The organism is Streptomyces sp. NPDC046985 (assembly GCF_040644415.1).
Lineage (GTDB): Bacteria > Actinomycetota > Actinomycetes > Streptomycetales > Streptomycetaceae > Streptomyces.
In genome coordinates this window covers 36,877-62,200 of record NZ_JBEYWK010000010.1, presented here as the reverse complement: position 1 = coordinate 62,200, position 25,324 = coordinate 36,877, and the positions used below count along the sequence as shown (strand labels likewise).

General features: G+C 72.3%; 21 protein-coding genes, 3 tRNA genes and 1 pseudogene. 10 read left to right on the top strand and 15 right to left on the bottom strand.

Going from position 1 to position 25,324, the window contains the following annotated elements:
- Positions 1–343: 343 nt before the first annotated feature.
- The 6 genes from purS to purM all read left to right on the top strand — a co-directional run bounded on the left by purS (position 344) and on the right by purM (position 7,518).
- Positions 344–607: a phosphoribosylformylglycinamidine synthase subunit PurS gene (gene purS / locus ABZ861_RS15145; protein ID WP_361629490.1), complete on the top strand. Its 264-nt coding sequence runs from the start codon at positions 344–346 to the stop codon at positions 605–607.
- Positions 604–1,284 (top strand): phosphoribosylformylglycinamidine synthase subunit PurQ, encoded by a 681-nt coding sequence (gene purQ, locus ABZ861_RS15140; RefSeq protein WP_361629487.1) that lies wholly within the window; start codon positions 604–606, stop codon positions 1,282–1,284. The genes purS and purQ overlap by 4 nt, the downstream gene beginning before the upstream one ends.
- Entirely contained in the window at positions 1,281–3,539 is a 2,259-nt protein-coding gene (purL, locus tag ABZ861_RS15135) for a phosphoribosylformylglycinamidine synthase subunit PurL (protein ID WP_361629484.1), read from the top strand. The genes purQ and purL overlap by 4 nt, the downstream gene beginning before the upstream one ends.
- Before the next feature lie 115 nt (positions 3,540–3,654).
- Positions 3,655–4,452, top strand: a complete 798-nt coding sequence (locus ABZ861_RS15130; protein WP_361629481.1) for a sterol carrier family protein — start codon at positions 3,655–3,657, stop codon at positions 4,450–4,452.
- A gap of 427 nt (positions 4,453–4,879) precedes the next feature.
- Complete coding sequence (gene purF, locus ABZ861_RS15125; protein WP_361629478.1) at positions 4,880–6,409, top strand: amidophosphoribosyltransferase; 1,530 nt, start codon at positions 4,880–4,882, stop codon at positions 6,407–6,409.
- Positions 6,410–6,453: 44 nt separating this feature from the next.
- Positions 6,454–7,518: a phosphoribosylformylglycinamidine cyclo-ligase gene (gene purM, locus ABZ861_RS15120; protein WP_361629475.1), complete on the top strand. Its 1,065-nt coding sequence runs from the start codon at positions 6,454–6,456 to the stop codon at positions 7,516–7,518.
- 128 nt (positions 7,519–7,646) lie between these two features.
- On the opposite strand, the gene ABZ861_RS15115 is transcribed toward purM, so the two are convergent.
- Together ABZ861_RS15115 and ABZ861_RS15110 are read right to left on the bottom strand one after the other, a co-directional pair.
- Positions 7,647–7,898, bottom strand: coding sequence for a DUF3073 domain-containing protein (locus ABZ861_RS15115; RefSeq protein ID WP_361629472.1), 252 nt, complete (start codon positions 7,896–7,898; stop codon positions 7,647–7,649).
- Between the two features lie 434 nt (positions 7,899–8,332).
- Positions 8,333–9,403: pseudogene (locus ABZ861_RS15110) on the bottom strand (Glu/Leu/Phe/Val dehydrogenase dimerization domain-containing protein); the annotation flags it as partial.
- Between the two features lie 247 nt (positions 9,404–9,650).
- Here ABZ861_RS15110 and ABZ861_RS15105 point away from each other — a divergent pair.
- Together ABZ861_RS15105 and bldC are read left to right on the top strand one after the other, a co-directional pair.
- Positions 9,651–10,523 carry a hypothetical protein gene (locus ABZ861_RS15105; protein ID WP_361629469.1) on the top strand — a complete coding sequence of 291 codons (873 nt, stop codon included), beginning with the start codon at positions 9,651–9,653 and terminating at the stop codon, positions 10,521–10,523.
- A 603-nt stretch (positions 10,524–11,126) separates the two neighbouring features.
- Complete coding sequence (gene bldC, locus ABZ861_RS15100) at positions 11,127–11,333, top strand: developmental transcriptional regulator BldC (protein WP_003949541.1); 207 nt, start codon at positions 11,127–11,129, stop codon at positions 11,331–11,333.
- 462 nt (positions 11,334–11,795) lie between these two features.
- On the opposite strand, the gene ABZ861_RS15095 is transcribed toward bldC, so the two are convergent.
- The 7 genes from ABZ861_RS15095 to ABZ861_RS15065 form a co-directional block, all read right to left on the bottom strand.
- Positions 11,796–11,999: a DUF6274 family protein gene (locus ABZ861_RS15095; protein WP_361629466.1), complete on the bottom strand. Its 204-nt coding sequence runs from the start codon at positions 11,997–11,999 to the stop codon at positions 11,796–11,798.
- Positions 12,000–12,242: 243 nt separating this feature from the next.
- Positions 12,243–12,317: transfer RNA gene (locus ABZ861_RS15090), tRNA-Asp, on the bottom strand.
- A 140-nt stretch (positions 12,318–12,457) separates the two neighbouring features.
- Complete coding sequence (gene hrpA / locus ABZ861_RS15085; RefSeq protein WP_361629463.1) at positions 12,458–16,438, bottom strand: ATP-dependent RNA helicase HrpA; 3,981 nt, start codon at positions 16,436–16,438, stop codon at positions 12,458–12,460.
- A gap of 129 nt (positions 16,439–16,567) precedes the next feature.
- The gene (locus tag ABZ861_RS15080) at positions 16,568–16,960 is read right to left on the bottom strand and encodes a hypothetical protein (RefSeq protein ID WP_361629460.1); all 393 of its coding nucleotides are present in this window, start codon (positions 16,958–16,960) and stop codon (positions 16,568–16,570) included.
- Positions 16,961–17,099: 139 nt separating this feature from the next.
- A tRNA-Phe gene (locus tag ABZ861_RS15075) sits at positions 17,100–17,176 on the bottom strand.
- A gap of 24 nt (positions 17,177–17,200) precedes the next feature.
- Positions 17,201–17,275 (bottom strand) — tRNA-Asp (locus ABZ861_RS15070).
- Between the two features lie 81 nt (positions 17,276–17,356).
- Entirely contained in the window at positions 17,357–18,064 is a 708-nt protein-coding gene (locus ABZ861_RS15065) for a helix-turn-helix domain-containing protein (protein ID WP_361629457.1), read from the bottom strand.
- 207 nt (positions 18,065–18,271) lie between these two features.
- Here ABZ861_RS15065 and ABZ861_RS15060 point away from each other — a divergent pair, with 207 nt between their 5' ends.
- The gene (locus ABZ861_RS15060) at positions 18,272–18,973 is read left to right on the top strand and encodes an SDR family oxidoreductase (protein WP_361629454.1); all 702 of its coding nucleotides are present in this window, start codon (positions 18,272–18,274) and stop codon (positions 18,971–18,973) included.
- Positions 18,974–19,063: 90 nt separating this feature from the next.
- The gene (locus tag ABZ861_RS15055) at positions 19,064–19,498 is read left to right on the top strand and encodes a tautomerase family protein (protein WP_361629451.1); all 435 of its coding nucleotides are present in this window, start codon (positions 19,064–19,066) and stop codon (positions 19,496–19,498) included.
- A gap of 32 nt (positions 19,499–19,530) precedes the next feature.
- Here the strand turns inward: ABZ861_RS15055 and ABZ861_RS15050 are convergent, their stop codons facing one another.
- The 6 genes from ABZ861_RS15050 to ABZ861_RS15025 form a co-directional block, all read right to left on the bottom strand.
- The gene (locus ABZ861_RS15050) at positions 19,531–20,577 is read right to left on the bottom strand and encodes an NAD(P)/FAD-dependent oxidoreductase (RefSeq protein ID WP_361629448.1); all 1,047 of its coding nucleotides are present in this window, start codon (positions 20,575–20,577) and stop codon (positions 19,531–19,533) included.
- Between the two features lie 11 nt (positions 20,578–20,588).
- Positions 20,589–21,107 carry an isoprenylcysteine carboxylmethyltransferase family protein gene (locus tag ABZ861_RS15045; RefSeq protein WP_361629445.1) on the bottom strand — a complete coding sequence of 173 codons (519 nt, stop codon included), beginning with the start codon at positions 21,105–21,107 and terminating at the stop codon, positions 20,589–20,591.
- Complete coding sequence (locus ABZ861_RS15040; RefSeq protein ID WP_361629442.1) at positions 21,104–22,192, bottom strand: 3-oxoacyl-[acyl-carrier-protein] synthase III C-terminal domain-containing protein; 1,089 nt, start codon at positions 22,190–22,192, stop codon at positions 21,104–21,106. Before ABZ861_RS15040 ends, ABZ861_RS15045 begins: the two co-directional genes overlap by 4 nt.
- Positions 22,189–23,370, bottom strand: a complete 1,182-nt coding sequence (locus tag ABZ861_RS15035; protein WP_361629439.1) for a geranylgeranyl reductase family protein — start codon at positions 23,368–23,370, stop codon at positions 22,189–22,191. Before ABZ861_RS15035 ends, ABZ861_RS15040 begins: the two co-directional genes overlap by 4 nt.
- Positions 23,370–24,206, bottom strand: coding sequence for a UbiA family prenyltransferase (locus tag ABZ861_RS15030; protein ID WP_361629436.1), 837 nt, complete (start codon positions 24,204–24,206; stop codon positions 23,370–23,372). The genes ABZ861_RS15035 and ABZ861_RS15030 overlap by 1 nt, the downstream gene beginning before the upstream one ends.
- 540 nt (positions 24,207–24,746) lie before the next feature.
- Entirely contained in the window at positions 24,747–25,313 is a 567-nt protein-coding gene (locus tag ABZ861_RS15025) for a carboxymuconolactone decarboxylase family protein (RefSeq protein ID WP_361629433.1), read from the bottom strand.
- Positions 25,314–25,324: the final 11 nt, after the last annotated feature.

Genomic DNA, 25,324 nt, shown 5'->3' with positions numbered 1-25,324 from the left:
ACCTGCTCCGGAAGACCGTCCAGCGGTCACCCGGAAGACGTGCGGAGAGGTTCGCAGACGCCGGCTGTCCGTCTGTAATCCGGAAAAGTATCGGCTGTTGCCAATTCATTTGTACAGTGCCAGGCATTGCCAAGTGAAGCCCCGCCTGGAATTCTCCGCGTGTCCCGTCGCATAAAGGCGTGTCCAGTGCGGAGCGCCGGACTTTTCCAGATCTTTTCCCGTGACCTCCGCGTCCTCTCGCACAGTGACGGCCGTCACGTAGATTCCTCCCAGTCTACTCGCGTAGAAATTTCGTACGGGTACGCTGAAGGAACCTGCTCAGCACCACACACCGGGAGTGCCAGTGGCACGCGTCGTAGTCGACGTCATGCTCAAGCCGGAGATCCTCGACCCCCAGGGCCAGGCGGTGCAGCGCGCACTGCCGCGCCTGGGTTTCGACGGGATCTCCGACGTACGTCAGGGAAAGCGATTCGAACTGGAAGTGGACGGCCCCGTCGACGAGGCGGCCCTCGCCCGCATTCACGATCTTGCCGAATCCTTCCTCGCCAACACCGTGATCGAGGACTTCACCGTCACGGTGGAGAAGGCGGCGGAGGCCGCGAAGTGACCGCTCGTATTGGCGTCGTCACATTCCCCGGAAGCCTCGACGACCGCGACACCCAGCGGGCGATCCGCCTCGCGGGCGCCGAGCCGGTCGCCCTGTGGCACAAGGACAAGGACCTCCGGCAGACCGACGCCGTCGTGCTGCCCGGCGGCTTCTCCTACGGGGACTACCTGCGGGCCGGCGCCATCTCCCGCTTCTCGCCGCTGATGGAGACCGTCGTCGAGCAGGCGAAGGCCGGCCTCCCGGTCCTCGGCATCTGCAACGGCTTCCAGGTCCTCACCGAGGCGCACCTGCTCCCGGGCGCCATGCTCGGCAACGACCACCGCCACTTCATCTGCCGCGACCAGAAGCTGCGGGTGGAGAACGCGGAGACCGCCTGGACCGCCGACTACGCGGCCGGCCAGGAGATCCACATCCCGCTGAAGAACATGGACGGGCGGTACGTCGCCGACGAGCGCACGCTCGACATGCTGGAGGCCGAGGGCCGGGTCGCCTTCCGCTACCTCGACGTCAACCCGAACGGCTCGCTGCGGGACATCGCCGGCGTCACCAACGCGGCCGGCAACGTGGTCGGCCTGATGCCGCACCCCGAGCACGCCGTCGAGCCGCTGGTCGGCACCGGCCGCACCGACGGCCTCCCCTTCTTCACCTCGATCCTCAAGAAGCTGGTCAACGCATGAGCCGGACGCCTCTGGACACGGTCGAGCACGCGGCCGCGACCCCCGACGTCGAGCTGCCCTGGGCCGAACTCGGACTGAAGAAGGACGAGTACGAGCGGGTCGTGGAGATCCTGGGCCGCCGCCCCACCGGCGCCGAGCTGGCCATGTACTCGGTGATGTGGTCCGAGCACTGCTCGTACAAGTCCTCCAAGGTGCACCTGCGCCAGTTCGGCGAGAAGGCCCCCGAGAGCGACGCCCTGCTCGTCGGCATCGGCGAGAACGCCGGCGTCGTGGACGTCGGCCAGGGCTACGCCGTCACCTTCAAGGTGGAGTCGCACAACCACCCCTCCTACGTCGAGCCCTACCAGGGCGCGGCCACCGGCGTCGGCGGCATCGTGCGCGACATCATCGCGATGGGCGCCCGCCCGGTCGCGGTGGTCGACCCGCTGCGCTTCGGCGCCGCCGACCACCCCGACACCAAGCGCGTGCTGCCGGGCGTGGTCGCGGGCATCGGCGGCTACGGCAACTGCCTGGGCCTGCCCAACATCGGCGGCGAGGTCGTCTTCGACCCCTGCTACCAGGGCAACCCGCTGGTCAACGCCGGCTGCGTCGGTGTGATGCGGCACGAGGACATCCACCTGGCCAAGGCGTCGGGCGAGGGCAACAAGGTCGTCCTGTACGGCGCCCGGACCGGCGGCGACGGCATCGGCGGGGCCTCCATCCTGGCCTCCGAGACCTTCGACGACGCCAAGCCGTCCAAGCGCCCGGCCGTCCAGGTCGGCGACCCCTTCCAGGAGAAGCTGCTCATCGAGTGCACCCTGGAGGCGTTCGCCGAGAAGCTCGTCGTCGGCATCCAGGATCTCGGCGCCGCCGGTCTGTCCTGCGCCACGAGCGAGCTGGCATCCAACGGCTCCGGCGGCATGCGCGTCACCCTCGACGACGTCCCGCTGCGCGACTCCACGCTCTCGCCCGAGGAGATCCTCATGAGCGAGTCGCAGGAGCGCATGTGCGCGGTCGTCGAGCCGGGGAAGGTCGACCGCTTCCTGGAGATCTGCGCCAAGTGGGACGTCATCGCCACCGTCATCGGCGAGGTGACCGACGGCGACCGCCTGGAGATCTACTGGCACGGCGGCAAGATCGTCGACGTCGACCCGCGCACCGTCGCGCACGAGGGCCCGGTCTACGAGCGCCCCTACGCCCGGCCCGAGTGGCAGGACGCCCTCCAGGCCGACGACGCGGGCAAGCTGCCCCGGCCGCAGTCGGCCGAGGAGCTGAAGGCACAGATCCTGAAGCTGGTGGCGTCCCCGAACCAGGCGTCCAAGAAGTGGATCACCCAGCAGTACGACCATTTCGTGCAGGGCAACACCGTGCTGGCCATGCCCGAGGACTCCGGCATGATCCGCGTCGACGAGGAGAGCGGCCTCGGCGTCGCCCTCGCCACGGACGGCAACGGCCGCTACGCCAAGCTCGACCCGTACACGGGCGCGCAGCTCGCCCTGGCGGAGGCGTACCGCAACGTCGCCACCACGGGCGCGAAGCCGCTCGCGGTCTCCGACTGCCTGAACTTCGGCTCGCCCGAGGACCCGGCCGTGATGTGGCAGTTCGCCGAGGCGGTGCGCGGTCTGGCCGACGGCTGTCAGCAATTGGGCACCCCGGTGACCGGCGGCAACGTCTCGCTCTACAACCAGACCGGTCAGGACGCCATCCACCCGACGCCGGTGGTCGCCGTCCTCGGCGTGATCGACGACGTGGCCCGGCGCACCCCGGCGGCCTTCCAGGAGGAGGGCCAGCTCCTGTACCTGCTGGGCGACACCCGCGAGGAGTTCGGCGGCTCGGCCTGGTCGCAGGTGGTCCACGACCACCTGGGCGGACTGCCGCCGAAGGTCGACCTGGAGCGCGAGCGGCTGCTCGCCGAGGTGCTGATCTCCGCCTCCCGCGACGGCATGGTCGACTCCGCGCACGACCTGTCCGACGGCGGTCTGATCCAGGCCGTCGTGGAGTCCGCCCTGCTGGGCGGCAAGGGCGCCCGCCTGGTCGTGCCGGACGGTCTGGACGCGTTCACCTTCCTGCTCTCGGAGTCGGCGGGCCGCGCGGTCGTCGCCGTGCCGCGCTCGGAGGAGCTGCGCTTCACCGACATGTGCGGTGCGCGCGGGCTGCCCGCCGCCCGCATCGGCGTCGTGGACGGCGACGCGGTCGAGGTGCAGGGCGCGTTCGCGCTGAGCCTGGCGGAGCTGCGCGAGGCCCACGAGGGCACGATCGAGGCGCTGCTCGCCTGAGCGGACGCCCGCCAGAGCCCAGAGCACTGAGGGCGCCTAGAACACCGAAGGCGCCAGATCACCGAGGGCCCCGCACGCGTCTGGCGTGCGGGGCCCTCCGGTTAGGCTCACCGCCATGCCCCCGGCCAAGAAGCGCACCCGGACCTACGACCCGGCGAAGATCCGTGCCGCGGTGCTCGACCAGGCCGCCCACCTGCGGCGGGCGGTCGCCGAGCTGACGCCCGAGCAGCTCGCGGCGCCGACCCGGCTCGGCGCGTGGACCGTACGGGACCTGGTCGCGCACGTCGCGACGGCCGTCTCGGCGGTCGACCGGGCGGTGCGGGCGCCGGCGCCGGCCCGGCAGGACGCGGTTCTGCTCGACTGGCCGTCCAGCACCGTCGGCCACGCCGAGGCCGTCGACGACGCCGCGCGCCGGCTCGCCGCCGAGCACCCCGACCCCGGCGCGGCCCTGGCCGCCGCCGAGGAGCGGCTGCGGGCCCTGCTGGCGGAGCATCCCGGCTCACGGCTGCTCGCCACCGGCGCCGGGGCCCTGCCGCTCGCGGACTACCTCGTCACCCGCACCGTCGAACTCGTCGTCCACACCGACGACCTGAACGCCGCCGTGCCCGGCCTGGACGTCCCCGTCGACCGCCAGGCCCTCGCCGCGGCCACCCGGCTGCTGGCCGACGCGCTGGCCGCCGAGGCGCCCGGCGGGTCCACCGAGGTGCGCGTCCCGCCGTACGCCGTCGTGCAGTGCGTCCAGGGCCCCCGGCACACCCGCGGCACCCCGCCCAACGTCGTCGAGACCGACCCGCTGACCTGGCTCCGGCTGGCCACCGGGCGCACGACGTGGCGGGACGCGGTGGACGGCGCCCGGGTCCGCGCGAGCGGCGAACGGGCCGATCTCGAAGGACTGCTGCCGCTGATGAGGTGAGGGCGCGCCGCTCCTCCCGAGGGCGCCGCTCGTCCCCGAGGGCGCCGCTCCTCCCAAGGGGGCCGCGCTTTCCCCGAGGACCCCGCTCGGCCCCAAGGGACCGCCCCTTCCCAAGGGCGCCGCGCTTCTCCGAGGGGCCGCCCTCCCGAAGGGCGCCACCACTCCCCAAGCGCGCCGCTCCCCCTCACGGACGCCGGCGCGAGCGCCCCCGCGCGGTCCGATCCGTGTGCGACGCCTCACTCACGCCCGTCGCCCCAGTGCCCTGGGGCCGCCCCCGCCGCAGCGGGCGACTACCGGACCGGCGTCCGACTCGCCGCGTTGACCTGGGAAAACGCTGGGCAGTAGGCGGGAGGCAGCACGGAGTGACGCACCGTCGCCGCGTATCCCCAATTCGGACCAGTGGTCGACCTCCCCTACACTCGGGAACGTGCCACGTGGTGACGGTCGACTCAATCACGATCTGCTTCCCGGCGAGAAGGGCCCCCAGGACGCATGCGGCGTCTTCGGTGTCTGGGCTCCTGGCGAAGAGGTCGCAAAGCTCTCGTACTTCGGGCTCTACGCCCTCCAGCATCGAGGCCAGGAATCCGCGGGTATCGCGGTCAGCAACGGCTCCCAGATCCTCGTCTTCAAGGACATGGGCCTCGTCTCCCAGGTCTTCGACGAGACCTCCCTCAGCTCCCTCCAGGGCCACATCGCCGTCGGTCACGCGCGGTACTCCACGACCGGCGCCTCGGTGTGGGAGAACGCCCAGCCGACGTTCCGGGCCACCGCGCACGGCTCGATCGCGCTCGGCCACAACGGCAACCTGGTGAACACCGCGCAGCTCGCGGAGATGGTCGCCGAGCTGCCGAAGGACGCAGGCGGCCGCTCGACCCGCGTCGCGGCCACCAACGACACCGACCTGCTGACGGCCCTGCTCGCCGCCCAGGTCGACGAGGACGGCAAGCCGCTGACCATCGAGGAGGCGGCCCACTCCGTCCTCCCGAAGGTCAGGGGCGCCTTCAGCCTCGTGTTCATGGACGAGCACACCCTCTACGCCGCCCGCGACCCGCAGGGCATCCGCCCGCTGGTCCTCGGCCGGCTGGAGCGCGGCTGGGTGGTCGCCTCGGAGTCCGCGGCCCTGGACATCACGGGCGCCAGCTACGTCCGCGAGATCGAGCCGGGCGAGTTCGTCGCCATCGACGAGAACGGCCTGCGCAGTTCCCGATTCGCAGAAGCGAAGCCCAAGGGCTGTGTCTTCGAGTACGTCTACCTGGCCCGCCCCGACACCGACATCGCGGGCCGCAACGTCTACCTGTCGCGCGTCGAGATGGGCCGCCGGCTGGCCGCCGAGGCCCCCGCCGAGGCCGACCTGGTCATCGCGACCCCGGAGTCCGGCACCCCTGCCGCCATCGGCTACGCGGAGGCGTCCGGCATCCCCTTCGGCAGCGGCCTGGTGAAGAACGCCTACGTCGGCCGCACCTTCATCCAGCCCTCGCAGACCATCCGCCAGCTCGGGATCCGGCTGAAGCTGAACCCGCTGAAGGAAGTCATCAAGGGCAAGCGCCTGGTCGTCGTCGACGACTCCATCGTCCGCGGCAACACCCAGCGCGCCTTGGTCCGCATGCTCCGCGAGGCCGGAGCCGCCGAGGTGCACATCCGCATCTCCTCGCCGCCCGTGAAGTGGCCGTGCTTCTTCGGCATCGACTTCGCCACTCGCGCGGAGCTGATCGCCAACGGCATGTCCATCGAGGAGATCGGCGCCTCGCTCGGCGCCGACTCCCTGGCGTACATCTCCATCGACGGCATGATCGAGGCGACCACGATCGCCAAGCCGAACCTGTGCCGCGCCTGCTTCGACGGCGAGTACCCGATGGAGCTGCCCGACCCGGAGCTGCTCGGCAAGCAGTTGCTGGAGACCGAGCTGGCCGCCGGCCCCGCCGCCACGGCCGCCGCCGACGCGATCCGGCGCCCGTAGCCCTCCGCCCCGACCTGCCGTACGACACGAAGGTTCTCATCGTCATGCCTGAACCCACTGGCGCCAGCTACGCAGCCGCGGGCGTCGACATCGAGGCGGGCGACCGCGCCGTCGAGCTGATGAAGGAGTGGGTGCGCAAGACCCGGCGCCCCGAGGTCCTCGGCGGCATCGGCGGCTTCGCCGGCCTCTTCGACGCCTCCGCCCTCAAGCGCTACGAGCGCCCCCTGCTCGCCTCCGCCACGGACGGCGTCGGCACCAAGGTCGACGTCGCCCGGCGGCTGGGCGTCTACGACACCATCGGCCACGACCTGGTCGCCATGGTCATGGACGACATCGTGGTGTGCGGCGCCGAGCCGCTGTTCATGACCGACTACATCTGCGTGGGCAAGGTGCACCCCGAGCGGGTCGCGGCCGTCGTCAAGGGCATCGCCGAGGGCTGCGTGCTGGCCGGCTGCGCCCTGGTGGGCGGCGAGACCGCCGAGCACCCGGGGCTGCTCGGCGAGGACGACTTCGACGTGGCGGGCGCCGGTACGGGCGTCGTGGAGGCCGACCGGCTGCTCGGCGCGGACCGCATCCGCGAAGGCGACGCGGTGATCGCCATGGCCGCCTCCGGTCTTCACTCCAACGGGTACTCCCTGGTCCGGCACGTCCTGCTGGACCAGGCCGGTCTGTCCCTGGACGCGCACGTCGAGGACTTCGGCCGGACCCTGGGCGAGGAGCTGCTGGAGCCGACCAGGATCTACTCGCTGGACTGCCTGGCGCTGACCCGGACGACCGACGTGCACGCCTTCAGCCACGTCACCGGCGGCGGACTGGCCGCCAACCTGGCCCGGGTGGTCCCGGACGCGCTGCACGCCGTGGTCGACCGCGCCACCTGGACCCCGGCCCCGGTCTTCGACCTGGTCGGCAGGACCGGCGAGGTGGACCGGCTGGAACTGGAGAAGACCCTGAACATGGGCGTCGGCATGATCGCGGTCGTCCCGCAGGAGTCCGCCGACACGGCGCTCGCCACCCTGGCCGACCGCGGGGTCGAGGCGTGGGCGGCAGGCGAGATCACCGCCCGCGGCGACCAAGCCACGGGAGCGGCCCTGGTGGGCGACTACGCGTAGCGGGCCGGTGACGGCAGCACAAAACCCGGTCCGGCGCGGGAGGCGCCGGACCGGGCGGAGTGCACACACCACGACGCGCTCGGTGAAGCAGAGGTGACGCGCGTGGTGTGGCAGAGATACTGCGGACGTCAGGCGCCGCGACGGTGTTGCGAGGAGTCGTCCTGCTCGTCCTCGTCGTCGTCCTCATAGAGGTCGGCGTACCGTGCGTACACGTCTTCGTCTTGCTCATCGTCCTCGAAATGATCGCCGTTGGTCGGCGACGGATTCGACGGCGATGCGCCCAGCTCCTCGGCCAGGCGTGAGAGGTCAGTCCCACCGCTGTTGTACTTCAGCTGGCGGGCGACCTTCGTCTGCTTGGCCTTGGCCCGGCCGCGCCCCATGGCTCGACCCCCTCAACGACGGGGCTCAACGGCCCCAGAGTCTGACACGCGTTCATGATCCGGCACGGACTCTCCGCAGAGAGACCGGTCCGTAGGGCTTCCACGGTACCTGAGCCCGCGCCCATACGGTACGTCGCCCGCAGGAGAGGCGTGTGCGCAGAACCTTCGAGGCGCCCTGTCCTCGCTGGTCAGCAAGCATTTTAACCACTTCCTGGCGAGCGACCCGCCGGTGGGAGTGAGAGTTCTCTCCAACCGCCCGCCGGCAGGTACCGCCCAGAGGCGCCGCGCGCCCGGCGTCACCGAGCCGGCACGGCCCCCGCCGCCACCGCCTCCGTGCCGCCCTCGCCGCCCGTGCCGTGCGCGCCGCTTGCGCCCTCCGCGCCCCGCGCGCCCTCCGCGCCCCGCGCGCCCTCCGCGCCCCGCGCGCCTTCCCGCATCCGCTGCTCGGCGATCCGGTCGGCCGCCGCGGCCGGCGGGATGCCGTCCGCCTTCGCACGAGCGAATATGGCCAGCGTGGTGTCGAAGATCCGCGCGGCCTTCGTCCTGCACCGCTCGAAGTCGAAGCCGTGCAGTTCGTCGGCGACCTGGATGACGCCGCCGGCGTTGACCACGTAGTCGGGCGCGTAGAGGATCCCGCGGTCGGCGAGGTCCTTCTCGACGCCCGGGTGGGCGAGCTGGTTGTTGGCCGCGCCGCACACCACCGCGGCGGTCAGCGCGGCCACGGACTCGTCGTCCAGGGCGCCGCCGAGCGCGCAGGGGGCGTAGACGTCCAGCCCCTGGGTCCGGATCAGCGCCTCGGTGTCCGCGACCGCCGTGACGCCGGTCGGGTGCAAGTCCAGGACGGCCCGCACGGACTCCTCGCGCACGTCCGTGATCACGACCTCGGCGCCGTCCCCGCGCAGGTGCTCCACCAGGTGGCGGCCCACCTTGCCGACCCCGGCGACGCCCACCCGGCGGCCGCGCAGCGTCGGGTCGCCCCACAGGTGCTGGGCGCAGGCCCGCATGCCCTGGAAGACGCCGAACGCGGTCAGCACCGAGGAGTCGCCCGCGCCGCCCGCCTCGGGGGAGCGGCCGGTCGTCCAGGGGCACGCGCGGGCCACGACGTCCATGTCGGCCACGTAGGTGCCGACGTCGCACGCGGTGACGTAGCGCCCGCCGAGGGAGGCGACGAACCGCCCGTAGGCGAGCAGCAGCTCCTCGGACTTGATCTGCTCCGGGTCTCCGATGATCACGGCCTTGCCGCCGCCGTGGTCGAGGCCGGCCAGGGCGTTCTTGTACGACATGCCGCGCGCCAGGTTCAGCGCGTCGGCGACGGCCTCCTCCTCGCTGGCGTACGGGTAGAACCGGGTGCCGCCGAGGGCGGGGCCCAGGGCGGTGGAGTGCAGGGCGATGACGGCCTTGAGGCCGCTGGCGCGGTCCTGACAGAGCACGACTTGTTCGTGGCCGCCCTGTTCTGAGCGGAACAGGGTCTGCAGTACGTCGGACGCGCCGGTCACGTCGGTCACGGTGGTGACTCCCAGGTCGGTATCGGCGGGTGGGCTGGGCGCCCGTAAGGGTGGCGGGCGCCGTGCCGGAAGATTAGACCCTGACCTGGGCCGCCAGGGACGCGCTGCCCGGCGATCACCCTCCCGCGCAGTGCCGTCCCGCCCGCGCGTGGGACGATTCGCCGTGGTTTTCCGTCCGTCCGGGCGCGGGCCGTGCGGGTTTCGGCCCGGCCCGTTTCGGGCCCACTGGGGTGGGGAGGGAGCAGGCGTGCCCAAGGTGTCCTCGGTGATCGTCCCGTACGCGGCCTATCTGCGCGTCTACGAGCCGCTGGTCGCCTTCCCGGAGCCGGAGCGCGGCCACTGGGCGCGGTACGCGCGCCGCCTCGACCGCCCCTCCTACCAGGACGAGCTGCGCCGCTCGCTGGCCGACCTGGCGCCCACCCCGCCGGTCGCGGTGCCGGTGCACGAGAGCCCGGACGCCTTCGTGCTCGACGCCGGCGGGGTGGTCTGCGTCTGCCCGTGGCGCACCCGGCTGCGCGGCTGGCAGGCCCTGGGCGACCTCGCCGAGGAGCTGCCCGCGGTGGTCCTGGACGCGGTGCTGCCCCCGCTCGTGCGGCGCCAGGCCGCCCAGGACTACGAGCGGTGGCTGGCCGACCACCCGGACGCCCGCCCCTGGATCCGCACGGCGACCTGGCAGGTGCCGCTGAACTGGTTCGTGCTGGTCTCCGACGAGGAGCGGGAGTACGTCAAGGGCGCGGGCGAGGCCGCCGCGGGCGCGGAGGACCTCCCGGCGGACGGGCCGCTGCTGCGCTACCGCACGCCGATGGTGCAGGCGCGGCGCCGGGTGGCGCGGGCGCTGCGCGCGCTGCGGGACGCGGTCGAGGAGAGCCCGCTGATCGACGGCCTGGTGGACGTGGGCCGCTGGCTGGAGGAGTTCCATCCGCGTTCGCTGGTGGAACTGGACTACGGCGGCCTGGTGCACACGCTGCCGGCCGGCGAGCTGGAGGGCGACCACTCGGCGGCGGACGTGGCCGAGGGGATCGAGGCGCTGCGCCAGGGCGACGGCCTGGCCGCGGGCGAGGCGTACGCGCGGCTCGTGGAGCGCTGGCGGGCGGTGCGCGACCGCCGCTCGGCCAACTGACCCTTCCCGGGGAGTGACCTGGATCACGGCCCGACGGGGGCGGACCGGCGTACCGTCAGGGGCCTTTCACTCCGCCGGGGTCTCGCTCCGCCGGGGCCGCGAGGCGGCGAGACCGCGGAGTCCGGTCCGGGCTTTCGCGTGGAGGACGCCAAGGGGCGCCAAGGGCGCTTAAGGGTGTCAAGGGTGACGGACCGCACGTACGAGACCCTTGCCCCGCTTGACTCTCCTCGTGTCAAAATAGGACAAGGAGTCCGGGGGAGACTCCGTCTGTCCCGCTATGCTCCCCGGCGGGCGGAATCTCAGCATTGCGCGAGCGTTGTGGGGGTCTGCGACTTCCTGATCGGGCTGTGACTGATCGTCACGGTGGTGTGACTGTCCGCTATGGCATGGTCCATCGGCTTCCGTCGCTGATGGACACCTGGGAGGGCAATTCCATCGGTTTGGCCGACGCGGCTGGACAGATGGTGTAGTTGTAGTGCCGAGGACAAGCCGTTCGTCCTATAACCGACTCGACCCGCGTCCGCCATTTCGGGCAACGCGGGTCAAGGTGCAGAATTTAGAGGAATGAACCGAGAAGGTTCGGTTCTCCCGAGGAGGCCGCTCATGACCGCTCGCACCCCTGATGCCGAGCCGCTGCTGACCCCGGCTGAGGTCGCCACCATGTTCCGCGTCGACCCCAAGACGGTCACGCGCTGGGCGAAGGCCGGCAAGCTCACGTCGATCCGCACGCTCGGCGGGCACCGCCGCTACCGCGAGGCAGAGGTACGCGCCCTGCTCGCGGGCATTCCGCAGCAGCGCAGCGAAGCCTGAACAACTCCATAACCGGACGAACCGGTCGGCCCCCCAACCGGCCCTCACGTCCGGGAACGCAGCTCCAAGCGACGCGGGCCCTGCCCCAACAGGGTTCACGCCCAAGCCCTCAGAGCTCGTCAGGCACGTGAAACGGGTGCGTCGTAGATCGCGCTGGACTCCGCCGGGTCCAGCGCGATCTTTTTTGTGCGCTCGGGGCGCCTGCCGCGCGGCCGCCCGCGCGTCCTTGTCGAAGCCTGGGGACGCCTGTCCGGATAGGCGGTGCGGCACTGTCGAGAGCAGTGCAATTGCACATATTAAATTGACCCCTTGTAGGAAGGGGGTAAGTACCGGACTTTCAAAAACCCATGCGGTGACACCCGTCACACGACCACACGCTTGTTGCCCGCAGTCGCCGTGCGCTAAAGGGAGTGCCGCGTTCCATCATCCCCCGCGCGCACGGGAGTTCGCCGCACGCGGCCGTCAGGCGCAGGAGGGCTGCTCGTCCTCCAGGGGCTCCTCGGGCGCCTCCAGGGCCTCCGGGGCCGTCCGCGCCGCGCCGTCCGTCGCCAGCCGCAGCAAGTGGCGGCAGACGGGGCAGCGCCCGGTGACGTGGCGGTACGACGAGGCCGCCGCGAGGTGCGCGCGCAGCAGTGCCCGGGTCTCGTGCCTGGCCGATGCCGCCATACGCCACCTCCGAGGGGCCGGACGGGAAGAGGCCGGCCCTGCTCTCCGGAGTACCGGGGGGCGGTGGCGCCGTCAAGGTGGCGCCGCCCGCTCGGTAGCGCACGGAGGCGGCGCGGCCCGCCACGGGCGGGGAGCGGGGGAGAGGGGGCGACGCGGGGGGTCTAAGGGGCAAGGCCCCGATCCCCCAGCGACCCGTACCATGGATAAGGCCCGCGTCCGTCGCCGGATGCGGGCCTACTCTTGCGGTCCTGACGGGATTTGAACCCGCGGCCTCCACCTTGACAGGGTGGCGAGCACTCCAAACTGCTCCACAGGACCTGGTGTGCGGCGCTTTCTCGTGCGGTGCGCTGCGAAATGAGACTGTACAGGAGCGCGGCCGCCTGGTCGAACTCACGCAGCGCGCCCGATTCGTCACACCGTCAGGGACGCCTCCGCACACCCCCGCACGCCCTCGCGCCTCACGTCTGCGAGGGCGCCGCCGCGTCGATCGCCTTCACGATCCGCTTGTCCGAGACGGGGTAGGCCGTGCCCAGCGCGTGGGCGAAGTAGCTGACCCGCAGCTCCTCGATCATCCAGCGGATGTCCCGCACCTGCTGCGGCACCGGGCGGCCCTGCGGCATCTGCTCCAGCAGCCACGCGTACTCGTCCCGCATCTCCCGGACCTTCTCCATCCGCGAGGCGTCCCGCTGGACGTTCGTCGGCATCTGCTGGAGGCGGCGGTCGACGGCGATCAGATAGCGCATCAGGTCCGGCAGCCGCCGCACCCCCGCCTCCGTGACGAAGCCGGGCTTCACCAGCGCGTCCACCTGCTGGCGGACGTCCGCCAGGTTCGCCAGCAGCGCGGGGCTGCGCACGGCCTTCAGACGGCGCTCGCAGGCCTGCCAGGCCGCCAGCACCTGCTGCACCTGGCCGACCGTCCGCACGGTCGCGTCCACGATCTCGGCGCGCACGTGGTCGTAGAGCTTGCGGTACGACTCCCCGTCCCACGCCGGGCCGCCGAAGTCCGCGATCAGCCGGTCCGCCGCCGCCGTCGCGCAGTCGTCGAACAGAGCCTGGATCGAGCCGTGCGGGTTCGCCGACAGCCCCAGCTTCTGCTGGTTCGTCAGCTTCTCGGACGCGAACTTCGCGGGGTTCACCGGGATGTTGCGCAGGATCAGCCGGCGCGTTCCCTTCCACATGGCCTCGGCCTGCTCGGCCTCGGTGTCGAAGAGCCGCACGGAGACGGCGCCGGCCGCCGCGCCCTCGTCGACGAGCGCGGGATACGCCTTGACGGGCTGGCCGGCCCGGCGGGTCTCGAAGACCCGGCTGAGCGCGCCGATCGTCCAGTCGGTCAGACCGGTCCGCTCCAGCGACTCGCCGCCGGTGCGCTCGGCGGTGGCGGCCGCCGCCTGGGAGAGGGCCTTGCGCGCCTTCGGCCGCAGCCGCAGCTTCAGCGCGTCGAGGTCCTTGTCCTCGGCGAGCGTGCGCCGCCGCTCGTCGACGATCCGGAAAGTGATCTTCAGGTGGTCCGGGACCTTGGACCAGTCGAAGTCGCCGGCCTCCAGGGGCACGCCGACCCTGCGCTTCAGCTCGCGGGCCATGGTGACCGTCAGCGGCTCCTGAAGGGGCGCCGCGGACTGGAGGAACGCCTTCGCGTGGTTCGGCGCGGGCACGTAGTGGCGGCGGATCGGCTTGGGCAGCGAGCGGATCAGCTCGGTGACGACCTCCTCGCGCAGTCCTGGGATCTGCCAGTCGAAGCCCTCGTCGGTGACCTGGTTGAGCACCTGGAGCGGGATGTGGACGGTCACGCCGTCCGCGTCCGCGCCGGGCTCGAACTGGTACGTCACCCGGAACTTGAGGTTCCGCTGCCGCCAGGAGTCCGGGTAGTCGGCCTTGGTGACCGTCTCCGCGGACTGGCGGATCAGCATCTCCCGCTCGAAGTCCAGGAACTCGGGCTGCTCCTCCCGCTTGCGCTTCCACCAGGAGTCGAAGTGCGCGCCCGAGACGACGTGGTCGGGCACCCGCTGGTCGTAGAAGTCGAACAGCGTCTCGTCGTCGACGACGATGTCCCGGCGCCGGGCGCGGTGCTCCAGCTCCTCGACCTCGCTGAGCAGCCTGCGGTTGTCGGCGAAGAACTTGTGGTGGGTGCGCCAGTCGCCCTCCACCAGGGCGTTGCGAAGGAACAGCTCCCGGCTGATCCCGGGCTCGATCCGCCCGTAGTTCACCTTCCGCTGGGCGACGATCGGCACGCCGTAGAGGGTGACCTTCTCGTACGCCATCACCGCCGCCTGGTCCTTCTCCCAGTGCGGTTCGCTGTACGTGCGCTTCAGCAGATGGCCCGCCAGCGGCTCGACCCACTCGGGCTCGATCTTGGCGTTGACCCGCGCCCACAGGCGGCTGGTCTCCACCAGCTCGGCCGACATCACGAACTTCGGCTGCTTCCGGAACAGCGTCGAGCCGGGGAAGACGCCGAACTTGGCGTTGCGGGCGCCCAGGTACTCGTTCTTGTTGCCGTCCTTGACGTCCTTCATCCCGATGTGGGACAGCAGGCCGGCCAGCAGCGAGACGTGCACGCGGTCGGCGGGGGCGTCGTCCTCGTCGACGTTCAGGCCCATCTGCTTGGCCACCGTGCGGAGCTGGCTGTAGATGTCCTGCCACTCCCGGATGCGCAGGAAGTTCAGGTACTCCTGCTTGCACATCCGGCGGAAGGAGCTGGACCCGCGCTCCTTCTGCTGCTCGCGCAGGTACCGCCACAGGTTCAGGTACGTCAGGAAGTCGCTGGTCTCGTCCCTGAAGCGGGCGTGCTGCTGGTCGGCCTGGGCCTGCTTGTCGGCCGGGCGCTCGCGCGGGTCCTGGATGGACAGCGCGGCGGCGATGACCATCACCTCGCGGACGCAGCCGTTCCCGTCCGCCTCCAGGACCATCCGCGCCAGGCGGGGGTCCACGGGCAACTGGGCGAGCTTGCGGCCGGTGTCCGTCAGCCGCTTGCGCGGGTCCTTCTGCGCCGGGTCCAGCGCGTGCAGCTCCTGGAGCAGTTGGACGCCGTCGCGGATGTTGCGGTGGTCCGGCGGGTCGATGAACGGGAACTTCTCGATGTCGCCGAGCCCGGCCGCGGTCATCTGGAGGATGACGGAGGCGAGGTTGGTGCGCAGGATCTCGGCGTCGGTGAACTCCGGCCGGGCGAGGAAGTCGTCCTCGCTGTACAGCCGGATGCAGATGCCGTCGGAGGTACGCCCGCAGCGCCCCTTGCGCTGGTCGGCGCTGGCCTGGGAGACCGGCTCGATGGGCAGCCGCTGCACCTTGGTGCGGTGGCTGTAACGGGAGATCCGCGCGAAGCCGGGGTCGATCACGTACTTGATGCCGGGGACGGTCAGCGAGGTCTCGGCCACGTTGGTGGCCAGCACGATCCTGCGGCCGGTGTGCTGCTGGAACACGCGGTGCTGCTCGGCGTGCGACAGGCGCGCGTACAGCGGCAGCACCTCGGTGAACCGGTACTTCTTCTTCTCCAGCGCGTCCGCCGTGTCCCGGATCTCCCGCTCGCCGGAGAGGAAGACGAGGACGTCGCCCTGCCCCTCGGCCATCAGCTCCTCGACCGCGTCGGTGATCGCGGTGATCTGGTCCCGGTCGGCGTCCGCGGCGCCCGAGCCGTCGGCGTCGGCTTCCTCCAGCAGCGGCCGGTAGCGCACCTCGACCGGGTACGTCCGCCCGCTGACCTCGATGATCGGGGCGTCGCCGAAGTGCCGGGAGAACCGCTCGGGATCGATGGTGGCCGAGGTGATGACGACCTTCAGGTCCGGCCGCCTCGGCAGCAACTGGGCCAGGTAGCCCAGCAGGAAGTCGATGTTCAGGGACCGCTCGTGCGCCTCGTCGATGATGATCGTGTCGTAGGCGCGCAGCTCGCGGTCGGTCTGGATCTCGGCGAGCAGGATGCCGTCCGTCATCAGCTTCAGGAACGTGGCGTCCGGGGAGACCTGGTCGGTGAACCGCACCTTCCAGCCGACGGCCTCGCCCAGCGGCGTGTCCAGTTCCTCCGCCACCCGCTCGGCCACGGTGCGGGCGGCGATCCGGCGCGGCTGGGTGTGCCCGATCATGCCGCGCACGCCGCGTCCCAGCTCCATGCAGATCTTCGGGATCTGCGTGGTCTTCCCGGACCCGGTCTCACCGGCGACGATGACGACCTGGTGGTCGCGGATGGCGTCCGCGATCTCGTCCTTCTTCTGGCTGACCGGCAGTTGCGCCGGATAGCCGACGACGGGCACACGGGCCCGCCGGGCGGCCATGCGGTCGGCGGCCTTGTCGGCCTCGCTCTCGATCTCGGCGAGGACGGAGGCGCGCGCCTCCGGCTTACGGATCTTGCGCGCGCCTTCGAGCCGGCGCCCGAGCCGGTGCGCGTCGCGCAGCGACAGCTCGGTCAGGCGGGAGGCGAGGGAGCCCAGCGCGGGGGCGGGATGCGTAGACATACGCCGTCCAGGATCTCACCTCGCGGATTTCGCACGCGAACCATTTGACGCCAAGGACTCCATTGGACGCCGAGGGCTCCGTCCCAGCGGACGGAGCCCTCGGCGTCAGCACTGGTGCTGGCCGCGTCGTCAGCACACCCGGTGGCCGATGCGGTACCCGAGCCGGAACCCTTCCTTGAAGCCCCGGCGGTAGTCCTGGCCCCAGTCCTTCTTCACCGTGTCGGCGGCGACCGCTGTGACGCGGACGTTCACTCCGGCCGCCTTGAGAGCGGTGGGGAGCTGCTTGCCGTAGTGGTGGTGGCCGCACGTGCGGTATCCGTCGCGGAACCCGATCCTGAAGCCGTCCTGGAAGCCCCGCTGGTAGTTCCTGTCCAGCGTGGGCGCCTGCGCCGTCGCGACCGCATGGGTCCCGGCGGGCGTCGCCGCGGCGGCTTGCTGGACGGTGACCGGGGTGAGAGCGACGGTCGCGGCGATGAGGGCCGCACCCAGCACGGCGGCCCGTTTTCTGGTCGTGGTGGGCATGAGCGCCCCCTCGGGTGAAATCCCACTAACAGTCGGTTTTCACTCTAGTCACCCGTTTGGGCGCTGCAACCGCGACCGGATCCACGAGAACACCCTCCCCGGAATCTCTCGGAGAGGGTGTCAGCCCTGGTGAGGGCGGTGGTGGCTGGGGCCGGGGTCGAACCGGCGACCTATCGCTTTTCAGGCGATCGCTCGTACCAACTGAGCTACCCAGCCACGAGGTTTCACGTGAAACCTCAGCGGTCCTGACGGGATTTGAACCCGCGGCCTCCACCTTGACAGGGTGGCGAGCACTCCAAACTGCTCCACAGGACCATGCGGTGGCATGCGCACCGACGCACGTAAGTGTCGCACACCGTACTGCGTGCCCCCAACGGGATGCGTACCCGTACCCGCTCAGGCGCGGGATGCGTCGCTCTGGGCGGTGAGGTGCTGATGCGCGGCGCGGAGAATGTCGCGGGAGAGGGCGTCGTCGTCGCTGGCGCGGGCGAGGAGAAGGGCGCCGACGAGGGTGGACAGTTCGACCAGGGCGGAGTCCGAGTCGGCGCCGTCCGGGGCGCCGTCGAGTCGCCGGAGACTGTCGACCATGTCGTGCAGGCCGGTGGTGAAGGCGGCCCGGAGAGCGGTGCCGGGTTCTGTGCGTGCAACGTCGGCGGCGAGGGCGGCGGCGGCGCAGCCGCGGGCCGGATTGTCGCGGTGGCGTTCCGAGAGGTAGGCCGCCAGGAACGCCGCTCGGGCCGAGCGGTCGGCCGGGCGGGCGACGCCGGGCTCCCCGGCGTGGGCGGCCTCCCCGGCGTGGGCGGGTTCCCCGGCATCGGCAGGTTTCCCGGCGTCGGCGGGTTCCCCGGCGCCCGCGGGCGCCTCGGCGCCGGTCGCCGGCGGAATGGACCGGCCGCGTTCGTCGAAGGCCGCGGCGAGGGCCTGCGCGACCAGGTCGTCCTTGGAGGAGAAGTGGCGGTAGAAGCCTCCGTGGGTCAGCCCGGCGGCGGCCATCGCCTCCGGCACGCTGACCTGCTCGGCGCCCTTCTCCCGGATCAGCCGGGAGACGCTTTCGATCACCTGCTGCCGGCGCTGCTCGGCTACGGCTCGTGACACGCGGGGCATCGGCTGTACTCCTCCTTTTTCACGGTCGGCACGACCGTCCGGTCTTGTGGTCGGCGTGATCGTCCGGCCGGTGGCGCCGGACGCTGCCTCCATCCTCCCGTTTAGATGATGTGTGTAATCTAAACAGTGAGGTTTCCGCCACGGAAGCGTCGCGACGCGCCTGCCGACGCCAGGCAGGCGCCATCGAGCCTATGAGGGAGAGACGACATGACGACGATCGCGGGCTCCGTCGCCCTGGTCACCGGAGGCCGGCGCGGCCTCGGCAAGGCGTTCGTGGACGAGCTGCTCGTCCGGGGCGCCAAGAAGGTCTACGCCACCGCCCGCAAGCCCGCCCCCAGCGACGACGAGAGGGTCGAGGCGCTCGCGCTGGACGTCACCGACGACGCCTCGGTCGCCGCGCTGGCCGAGCGGGTCCGGGACGTCGACGTCATCTTCAACAACGCCGGCGTCCTGTACCCGGCGCCCCTGCTCACGGGCGACCTCCAGCAGGTCAAGGACATGTTCGACACCAACGTCTACGGCCCCCTGCGGATCGCGAAGGCGTTCGCCCCGATCCTGGCCGACAATGGCGGCGGCGCCTTGGTCGACATCCACTCGCTGCTGTCCTGGGGGGCCGGCGGCGGCGCCTACGGCGCCACCAAGGCCGCGCTGTGGTCGCTGACCAACTCCCTGCGCATCGAACTGGCCGGACAGAACACCCAGGTCGTCGGCGTGCACCTCGGGTTCGCCGACACCGACATGGTCGCCGCCCTCCCCGTCGAGAAGATCTCCGCCGCCGACGCCGCCCGCATCGTCCTCGACGGTGTCGAACGCGGCGACAGCGAGGTGCTCGTCGACGACGTCACCCGCGAGATCAAGGCCGCCCTCGCCGGTCCCGTGGAAGGACTCACCGTCCCCATCAACCGCTGAGCCCGCGCGCCCAGCCGCCCGACGCCCGACGCGCCCGAAAACCCACTCGCCCGACGCGTCCGAAAACCCACTCGCGGACCTGGAGGACTCATGCCGCTCTGGCACATCTACCACCCCGCCGACGCCTACACCCCCGAGGACAAGGAGCGGATCGCCAAGGACGTCACCGACGTCTACGCCCGCATCGGCCTGCCGAGGTTCTACGTCGTCACCCTCTTCCACCAGATCGAGGCGGACTCCTACTACGTAGGGGGCGAACCCACGGACAAGACCGTCCGCGTCGTCATCGAGCACATCGCCCGCCAGCTCAACGACCCCGCCCTGCGCAAGGCGACCGGCGAGAAACTCAATGCCGTGCTCGCCCCCTACACCACCGACCGGGACCTGTACCTCGAGTTCCACATCGACGAGACCCCCCGGGACCTCTGGATGACCGGCGGGATCTGGCCCCCGCCCGCCGGGAGCGAGGCCGAACGCCTCTGGGCCAAGGAGAACCGGCCGGTCCCTTACGAGTCGCCGCGTTAGCCGCTGTCACGCACTGACTCCCCCGCAAGACCTCAAGACCGACCCGGCGGGAGCGTCCGGGGCGGACGCGCCAGCGCCTCGACCGTCGCCGAGAACAGCCAGGGCAGTCGCTGCGCCGCAGGCACCAGCGCGGTGCGGAGCGGGGGCTTCCTGGTCGCGCCGAGCAGCGCGCGGGTCAGCCAGCGGTGGCGCCGGGTCAGTCGCCTCCACTCCCGCTCGTACTGGAGCAGGTCACCGCTGACGATCGCACGCACCGCCGCCGACGCCTGCGCCAGCGCCAGTCCGACGCCCTCGCCGGTCAGCGCGTCGACGTAGCCCGCCGCGTCGCCGACGAGCAGCGTGCGGCCGTCGGTGCGCGCACTGGCGTCCTGCCGGAGCGGTCCCGCCCCGCGAACCGGTCCGGCGTGATCGGCGCCGGCCAGCCGCTCCCGCAGCTCGGGGAAGGCGGCGAGGTGGTCGTCGTAGGCCCCGCGGCACGCGGAGAGCACCGCGACGCCTACCAGCCCGCTGGCCACCGGGGTCACATAGACCTCCGCGTCGTTCGCCCAGTGCACCTCGACGTAGTCGCTCCAGGGTTCGCGCACGTAATGGCGTCGCAGCCCGTGCCGCCGGCGGCCTCGCGGCGGCCGGTCGAGACCCAGTGCCCGGCGGAGGGGCGAGTGCAGGCCGTCGGCCGCGACGAGGTACCCGGCGCGGGCGCCGTCGACGACCACGCCCGCACCGTCCTGCTCGACACGGCGCGCCGTGCGCTGCTCCACGCGCACGCCCGCGGCCAGCACCGCCTCGCGCAGCGCCTCGTGCAGCACGGTGCGGCGCACTCCGCGACCGGGGCCCCGGAGGAAGTCGGCGTCGACGCGGTGCGGCCCGGCGACGTAGCGAACGCCTCTCAGGTCGTGCCCCGGCGGGTGCACGCCCCACTCCGCCAGGGCTTCCAGCGCACCCGCCATCAGCCCCTCGCCGCACGCCTTGTCGACGGCGCCCGCGCGCTGTTCCCACACGGTCACGTCGAGCCCCGCCCGTGCCGCGTACAGGGCCGTGGCGAGGCCCGCGGGGCCCCCGCCCACGATGAGCAGGTCCATGGCCTTCCCCTCTAGGCGAGCCGCGCCAGTGCGGCGTTCTCGGTGCGGATGCGGAGGGCGAGGAGGAACGCGTTCAGCACGGTGAAGACCGCCGCCGTGATCCAGGCCGAGTGCACCAGAGGGAGCGCCGCGCCCTCGACGACGACGGCGGCGTAGTTGGGGTGCGGGACGCGGCGGTAGGGGCCGCCGGTCACGCGCGCGGCGCCGGGCACGACGATCACCCGGGTGTTCCACTGCCGTCCCAGGGTGGCGATGCACCACCAGCGCAGCGCCTGCGAAGCTGCGACGAGGGCGAGCATGGTCCAGGCGAGAACCGGTACGGCGTCCGGTCGGCGCGTCCACACCTCCACGAGTGCGCCGACGAGCAGACCCGTGTGCAGCGCCGTCATGAAGGGGTAGTGCGCACTACCGGACTCCACGCCGCCCCGGGCGAGGCTGTGGGCGGCGTTGCGGCGGGAGACGACCAGTTCGGCGACCCGCTCCAGCCCCACGGCCAGAACCAGGAGGGTGAAGAGGACCTGGCTGCTCATCGCTCGTGCCCAGGGGCGCGCAGAAGCACGAGTTCGGAGCAGAAGCCCGGTCCCAGGGCGAGCATGAGCCCGTACGAGCCGGGCGCGGGCGGGCGGTGGGCGAACGTGTCCGCCAGGACGTGCAGCACGGAGGAAGAGGACAGGTTGCCGACCCTCCGCAGCGACTCCCAGGTCACACGCAGGGCGTCCCGTCCGACCCCGAGGGCTTCTTGCAGCGCCTCGATGACCTTGGGCCCGCCGGGATGCGCGACGTACCAGCCCAGGTCGTCCTCGCTCAGCCCATGGTCGGCGAGGAAGCCGCGAACGTCGTGGCCGACGTGCCGGCGCACCAGGTCGGGGACCGAGGAGTCCAGCACGATCTTGAACCCGCCGGCGCCGATGTCCCAGCCCATGGTGCGCTCCGAGTCGGGGTAGAGGCGGCTGCGCGAAGCGAGCACCTCGCATCGGACGCGGTCCTCGGACGAGGCGAGCGGATGCTCCGGGCCGACCGCGACCACCGCCGCCGCACCGTCCCCGAACAGGCCGCTCGCCACGATGTTCCCCAGCGAGCCGTCGTCGCGCTGGAGGGTGAGCGAGCACAGCTCCACCGACATCAGCACCGCCACCCCGTCCGGACGACCGCGCAGCAGGTCGGACAGGCGTGCGACGCCGGCCGCGCCGGCGACGCAGCCCAGGCCGACGAGGGGCAGGCGCACCACGTCGGGGCGGAGTCCGATCCGCGACGCGACGCGGGCCTCGAGCGTGGGGACGGCCAAGCCGGTCGCGGTGCAGGACACGATGTAGTCGACGTCGGCCGGCGTGAGCCCGGCGTCCTTGAGCGCGTCGACGACGGCGCGCCCGCCGAGTTCGACGCCTGCCCGGATGAAGAGGTCGTTGGACCGGCCGAAGTCCCCGAGCTGGGCGTACTCCTTCAGCGGAAGGACGCTGTGCCGTGTCTCGACGCCCGTGTTGCGGTGAAACCGCTCGACGACGCCGCGGTCGACCGCGGCCTCGCCCAGTGCGGCGGCGAAGACCTCGGTGATCTCCTCCTGCCGGTGACGGTGCTCGGGAAGTACGCCGCGGACACTGAGGACGCGCATGGTCATGCTGGCTCCTGGGGTCGGCCGTTCGGCCGGGTGGGTGTGAGCAGCGCCCGGCCGAGACCGAGTGCGAGGGCGGGGGTGAGCCTGCCCCGGGCGAGACCCAGTTCGACGAGATCGTCGAAGACGTCCTGGTCGGCGGCCGAGGCCCGCAGTCCGGCCTCGATGAGACGGGTGCTGCGGGCGAGCCGGGCGGCCAGGGCGGTGTGGCGCAGGTGCGGCAGCAGGCTGCGGCCGGTCGCGTGCGCGTAGTGCGCGCCCGCCCGCTCGGGCTGTCCGTCGCGCAGGGCCGCGGCGGCGGCCCGTCCGGCCGCGATCCCGGTGGCCACGGCGTGGTGGATGCCCTCGCCCGTCAGAGGGTTCACCAGCCCGGCGGCGTCGCCCACGAGCAGAACTCGGCCCCGCTGAGGCCGCCACCGTGCTGTCGAGAGCGGCAGGTGGTGCCCGAGCCAGTCCTCCCCGCCCTCGGCGGCGCCGGGCAGAAGCGCCTGGAGGCGTTCGAAGAGCTGGGCACGGGTGGGCGCCGGACGGTCCGCGCGGAGAAGCTCGCCGTAGCCGACGTTCGCGAGGCCGTCACCGCGGTCGAAGCTCCAGGCGTACGACGGCTGGTGCTGGGCGCCGAACTCGATGACCTGCGCGCCGCGCCACCGGGGAGCGACCGGGGCGTAGCCGCGCAGCGCCAGGGCCACAGGACCGCGGTGCTGCCCGAGCGCGCGCCGCACGGCTGAGTGGGCCCCGTCGGCGCCGACCACGACGGCGGCGGAGATCTCTCCGTCCAGCACCACCGCGTCGGCGTCGTGCCGCAGATCGCGGACGCGGTGACGCAGGAGCCGGACGCCGGCGGCGACGGCCGCGTCGACCAGGCGGGCGTCGAGGACGCGGCGCGGCACCACCCAGGCCGGGCGGGCCATCCGCCGCTCGGATGCCAGGCCGCCGCGGCCGAGGCGGAGGCGGTCGACCGGGCGCTTGTCGCTGACGAGACCGGTGACGCCGATCCCGGCGAGGAGGTCGAGGACGTGCGGGGCCACCCCGTCGCCGCAGGCCTTGTCCCGCGGAAAGTCCGCCCGGTCCAGCAGGACGACGCGCAGACCGGGGGCCGCGTGCATCGCGCCGAGGGCGGCGGCGGCGCCGGCGGGTCCGGCGCCGACCACCGCGAGGTGCCAGCGGCTGGGGACCCCCGCCATCAAGCGGCTGCCACGAGCAGTACGACGTCGAGCAGGGCGATGCCCACCGCCGCCCGGAAGGGGGTACGGCCCTGGCCGAGAGAGGCGACCAGCGCGAGGGCCGCCACGAGTGCGAGTCCCGCCCACGCCCACGACGGGGGGACGCCGGCGGGACCGAGCACGGCCAGCAGGGAGGCGGCGGCGAGCAGCAGGACGGCGAGGACGCGGGAAGAACGCCGGCCCAGCCGGTGCGGGAGGCCGCGGACGCCCACGCGTTCGTCCCCGGCGAGGTCGGGCAGCGTGTTGAGCAGATGCGCCCCGACGCCGAGCGCGGCGCCCGCGCCGGTCGTCCACAGCGGCGCCCAGGCCGGGTCGGGGCCCGCGAGGGTGACGACCGAGGGCAGCGTCCCGAAGGCGCTGGCGTAGGGCGCCCACGACCACCAGGTCGCCTTGAGCGCCAGGTTGTAGGCGTGGCCCGCACCGGCGCCGAGGACGATGTTGACCAGTGCTCCGCGCCAGCCGACGAGCGCGGACAGCACGAGGCAGGCGAGTGCGGTGACGACCAGGGCGCGCACGACCCAGCTCACCGGGAGAGCACCGGTGACCAGGGGCTTGTCGGTGCGGCCGACGGCGCGGTCGCGGGAGAGGTCACGCAGGTCGTTGCCCCAGCCGATGGTGAGCTGGCCGGTGAGCACCGCCGCGGTGACGGTGACGCCGTCGAGCGGGCGCAGGTCGCTGCGGAGCGCGAGGAGGCCCGCGATCGCGCCGACCGCCAGGGCCGGTCCGCCGTGGGCGGCGGCCAGCAGCGCGGCCACGGGCGGCGGCCCGGTGCGGGAGGGGGCCGAGCCGGCGGTCACGGGCGCCGCCGCGCGGCAACGGGCACGCCACGGACCGCGTCGCCGGGTGCACCGGCGACGGGGCGGGGGCGGCGCGGTACGGGGGGTCGGGCGGACGGTGGGGGCCGCATGGGGGTTCGGCCGGATCGTGTGCTCCGTATAGGGGTCCGGCCGGATCGTAGGTGCCACATGGGAGTCTGGCCGGATCGTGGATGCCGCATGGGGGTACGGCCGGGCGCCGCCTCGCCCGCAGCGTCGATCACCTCGGCGGGCGCCTGCGGGGCGCCCTCGGCCGGGGCCCGGTCGAGCTCCGCGCGGGCGCCGGTCGTGTCGGGCGTCGGGAGCGCGCAACCGATGTCGGGGCCGTGGGGCAGCCGCTCGGCGACGCCCACGAGGTCGTGCGCGCCGTCGGCGCGCGGCCGTCGCACGACGGCGGAGCCGGTATCGCCGGTCGCCCCGGTGACCACGATGCGCATGCGAAGTGAGATTCCCCGCCCGTTCGCCGCTCACACAAGGCGCTCCCGCATTCGGCGGAAACGGCGTCATCCGATGCGCCGGAAGTCACTCCGTCTCGGACGGCGGAACGTCGAACGCGTTCAAGATCATGCAGGTCAGCGCGTAGAAGCCGCAGAGATGGACCAGTTCGATCGTGCCGCGCTCGCCGAACAGCTCGACGGTCCGCCCGTACAGCGGACCCGGCAGTTCCCCGCCCGCGCAGAGGGCTTCCGCGACGTCGCCGGCGCACCTCTCCTCATCGGTCAGGCCGTCCGGACGGCGACCCGAGGCGAGCGCGTCCACGGCTTCCTCGCTCAGCCCCGCCTGACGCCCGAGGCGGCGGTGCGAGCCGACCTCGAACGCGGCGCGGAAGTGCGCTCCGACGACGAGCGTCGCGACTTCCCGGGGACCGGCCGGCACCGTCGGGGACGTGCTGAGCGCCCGGTTCAGCCCCCAGGCCGCCGTGCCGAGGTCCGGGTCGTGCAGCCACGCGGGAAACGGCCCGATGAGAGCGCCCTGCGCGTTCTCCGTCCTGGAATGCGCGTAACTGACGCCGATGCCCGCCTTGATGTCGTCGTACAGCTTTCGCTGCTCGTCCGTCATGGCGGTCGGACTCACCGGTGAGAGGCGCATGACTGGAACCT

Coding starts and splice junctions, on each gene's coding strand:
- hrpA (WP_361629463.1), bottom strand. CDS start 16,438: ATGTCTACGCATCCCGCCCCCGCGCTGGGCTCCCTCGCCTCCCGCCTG.
- ABZ861_RS15035 (WP_361629439.1), bottom strand. CDS start 23,370: ATGGCGGGGGTCCCCAGCCGCTGGCACCTCGCGGTGGTCGGCGCCGGA.
- purM (WP_361629475.1), top strand. CDS start 6,454: ATGCCTGAACCCACTGGCGCCAGCTACGCAGCCGCGGGCGTCGACATC.
- purL (WP_361629484.1), top strand. CDS start 1,281: ATGAGCCGGACGCCTCTGGACACGGTCGAGCACGCGGCCGCGACCCCC.
- ABZ861_RS15040 (WP_361629442.1), bottom strand. CDS start 22,192: ATGACCATGCGCGTCCTCAGTGTCCGCGGCGTACTTCCCGAGCACCGT.
- ABZ861_RS15060 (WP_361629454.1), top strand. CDS start 18,272: ATGACGACGATCGCGGGCTCCGTCGCCCTGGTCACCGGAGGCCGGCGC.
- ABZ861_RS15025 (WP_361629433.1), bottom strand. CDS start 25,313: ATGCGCCTCTCACCGGTGAGTCCGACCGCCATGACGGACGAGCAGCGA.
- ABZ861_RS15045 (WP_361629445.1), bottom strand. CDS start 21,107: ATGAGCAGCCAGGTCCTCTTCACCCTCCTGGTTCTGGCCGTGGGGCTG.
- ABZ861_RS15130 (WP_361629481.1), top strand. CDS start 3,655: ATGCCCCCGGCCAAGAAGCGCACCCGGACCTACGACCCGGCGAAGATC.
- ABZ861_RS15080 (WP_361629460.1), bottom strand. CDS start 16,960: ATGCCCACCACGACCAGAAAACGGGCCGCCGTGCTGGGTGCGGCCCTC.
- ABZ861_RS15050 (WP_361629448.1), bottom strand. CDS start 20,577: ATGGACCTGCTCATCGTGGGCGGGGGCCCCGCGGGCCTCGCCACGGCC.
- ABZ861_RS15055 (WP_361629451.1), top strand. CDS start 19,064: ATGCCGCTCTGGCACATCTACCACCCCGCCGACGCCTACACCCCCGAG.
- ABZ861_RS15115 (WP_361629472.1), bottom strand. CDS start 7,898: ATGGGGCGCGGCCGGGCCAAGGCCAAGCAGACGAAGGTCGCCCGCCAG.
- ABZ861_RS15065 (WP_361629457.1), bottom strand. CDS start 18,064: ATGCCCCGCGTGTCACGAGCCGTAGCCGAGCAGCGCCGGCAGCAGGTG.
- ABZ861_RS15095 (WP_361629466.1), bottom strand. CDS start 11,999: ATGGCGGCATCGGCCAGGCACGAGACCCGGGCACTGCTGCGCGCGCAC.
- bldC (WP_003949541.1), top strand. CDS start 11,127: ATGACCGCTCGCACCCCTGATGCCGAGCCGCTGCTGACCCCGGCTGAG.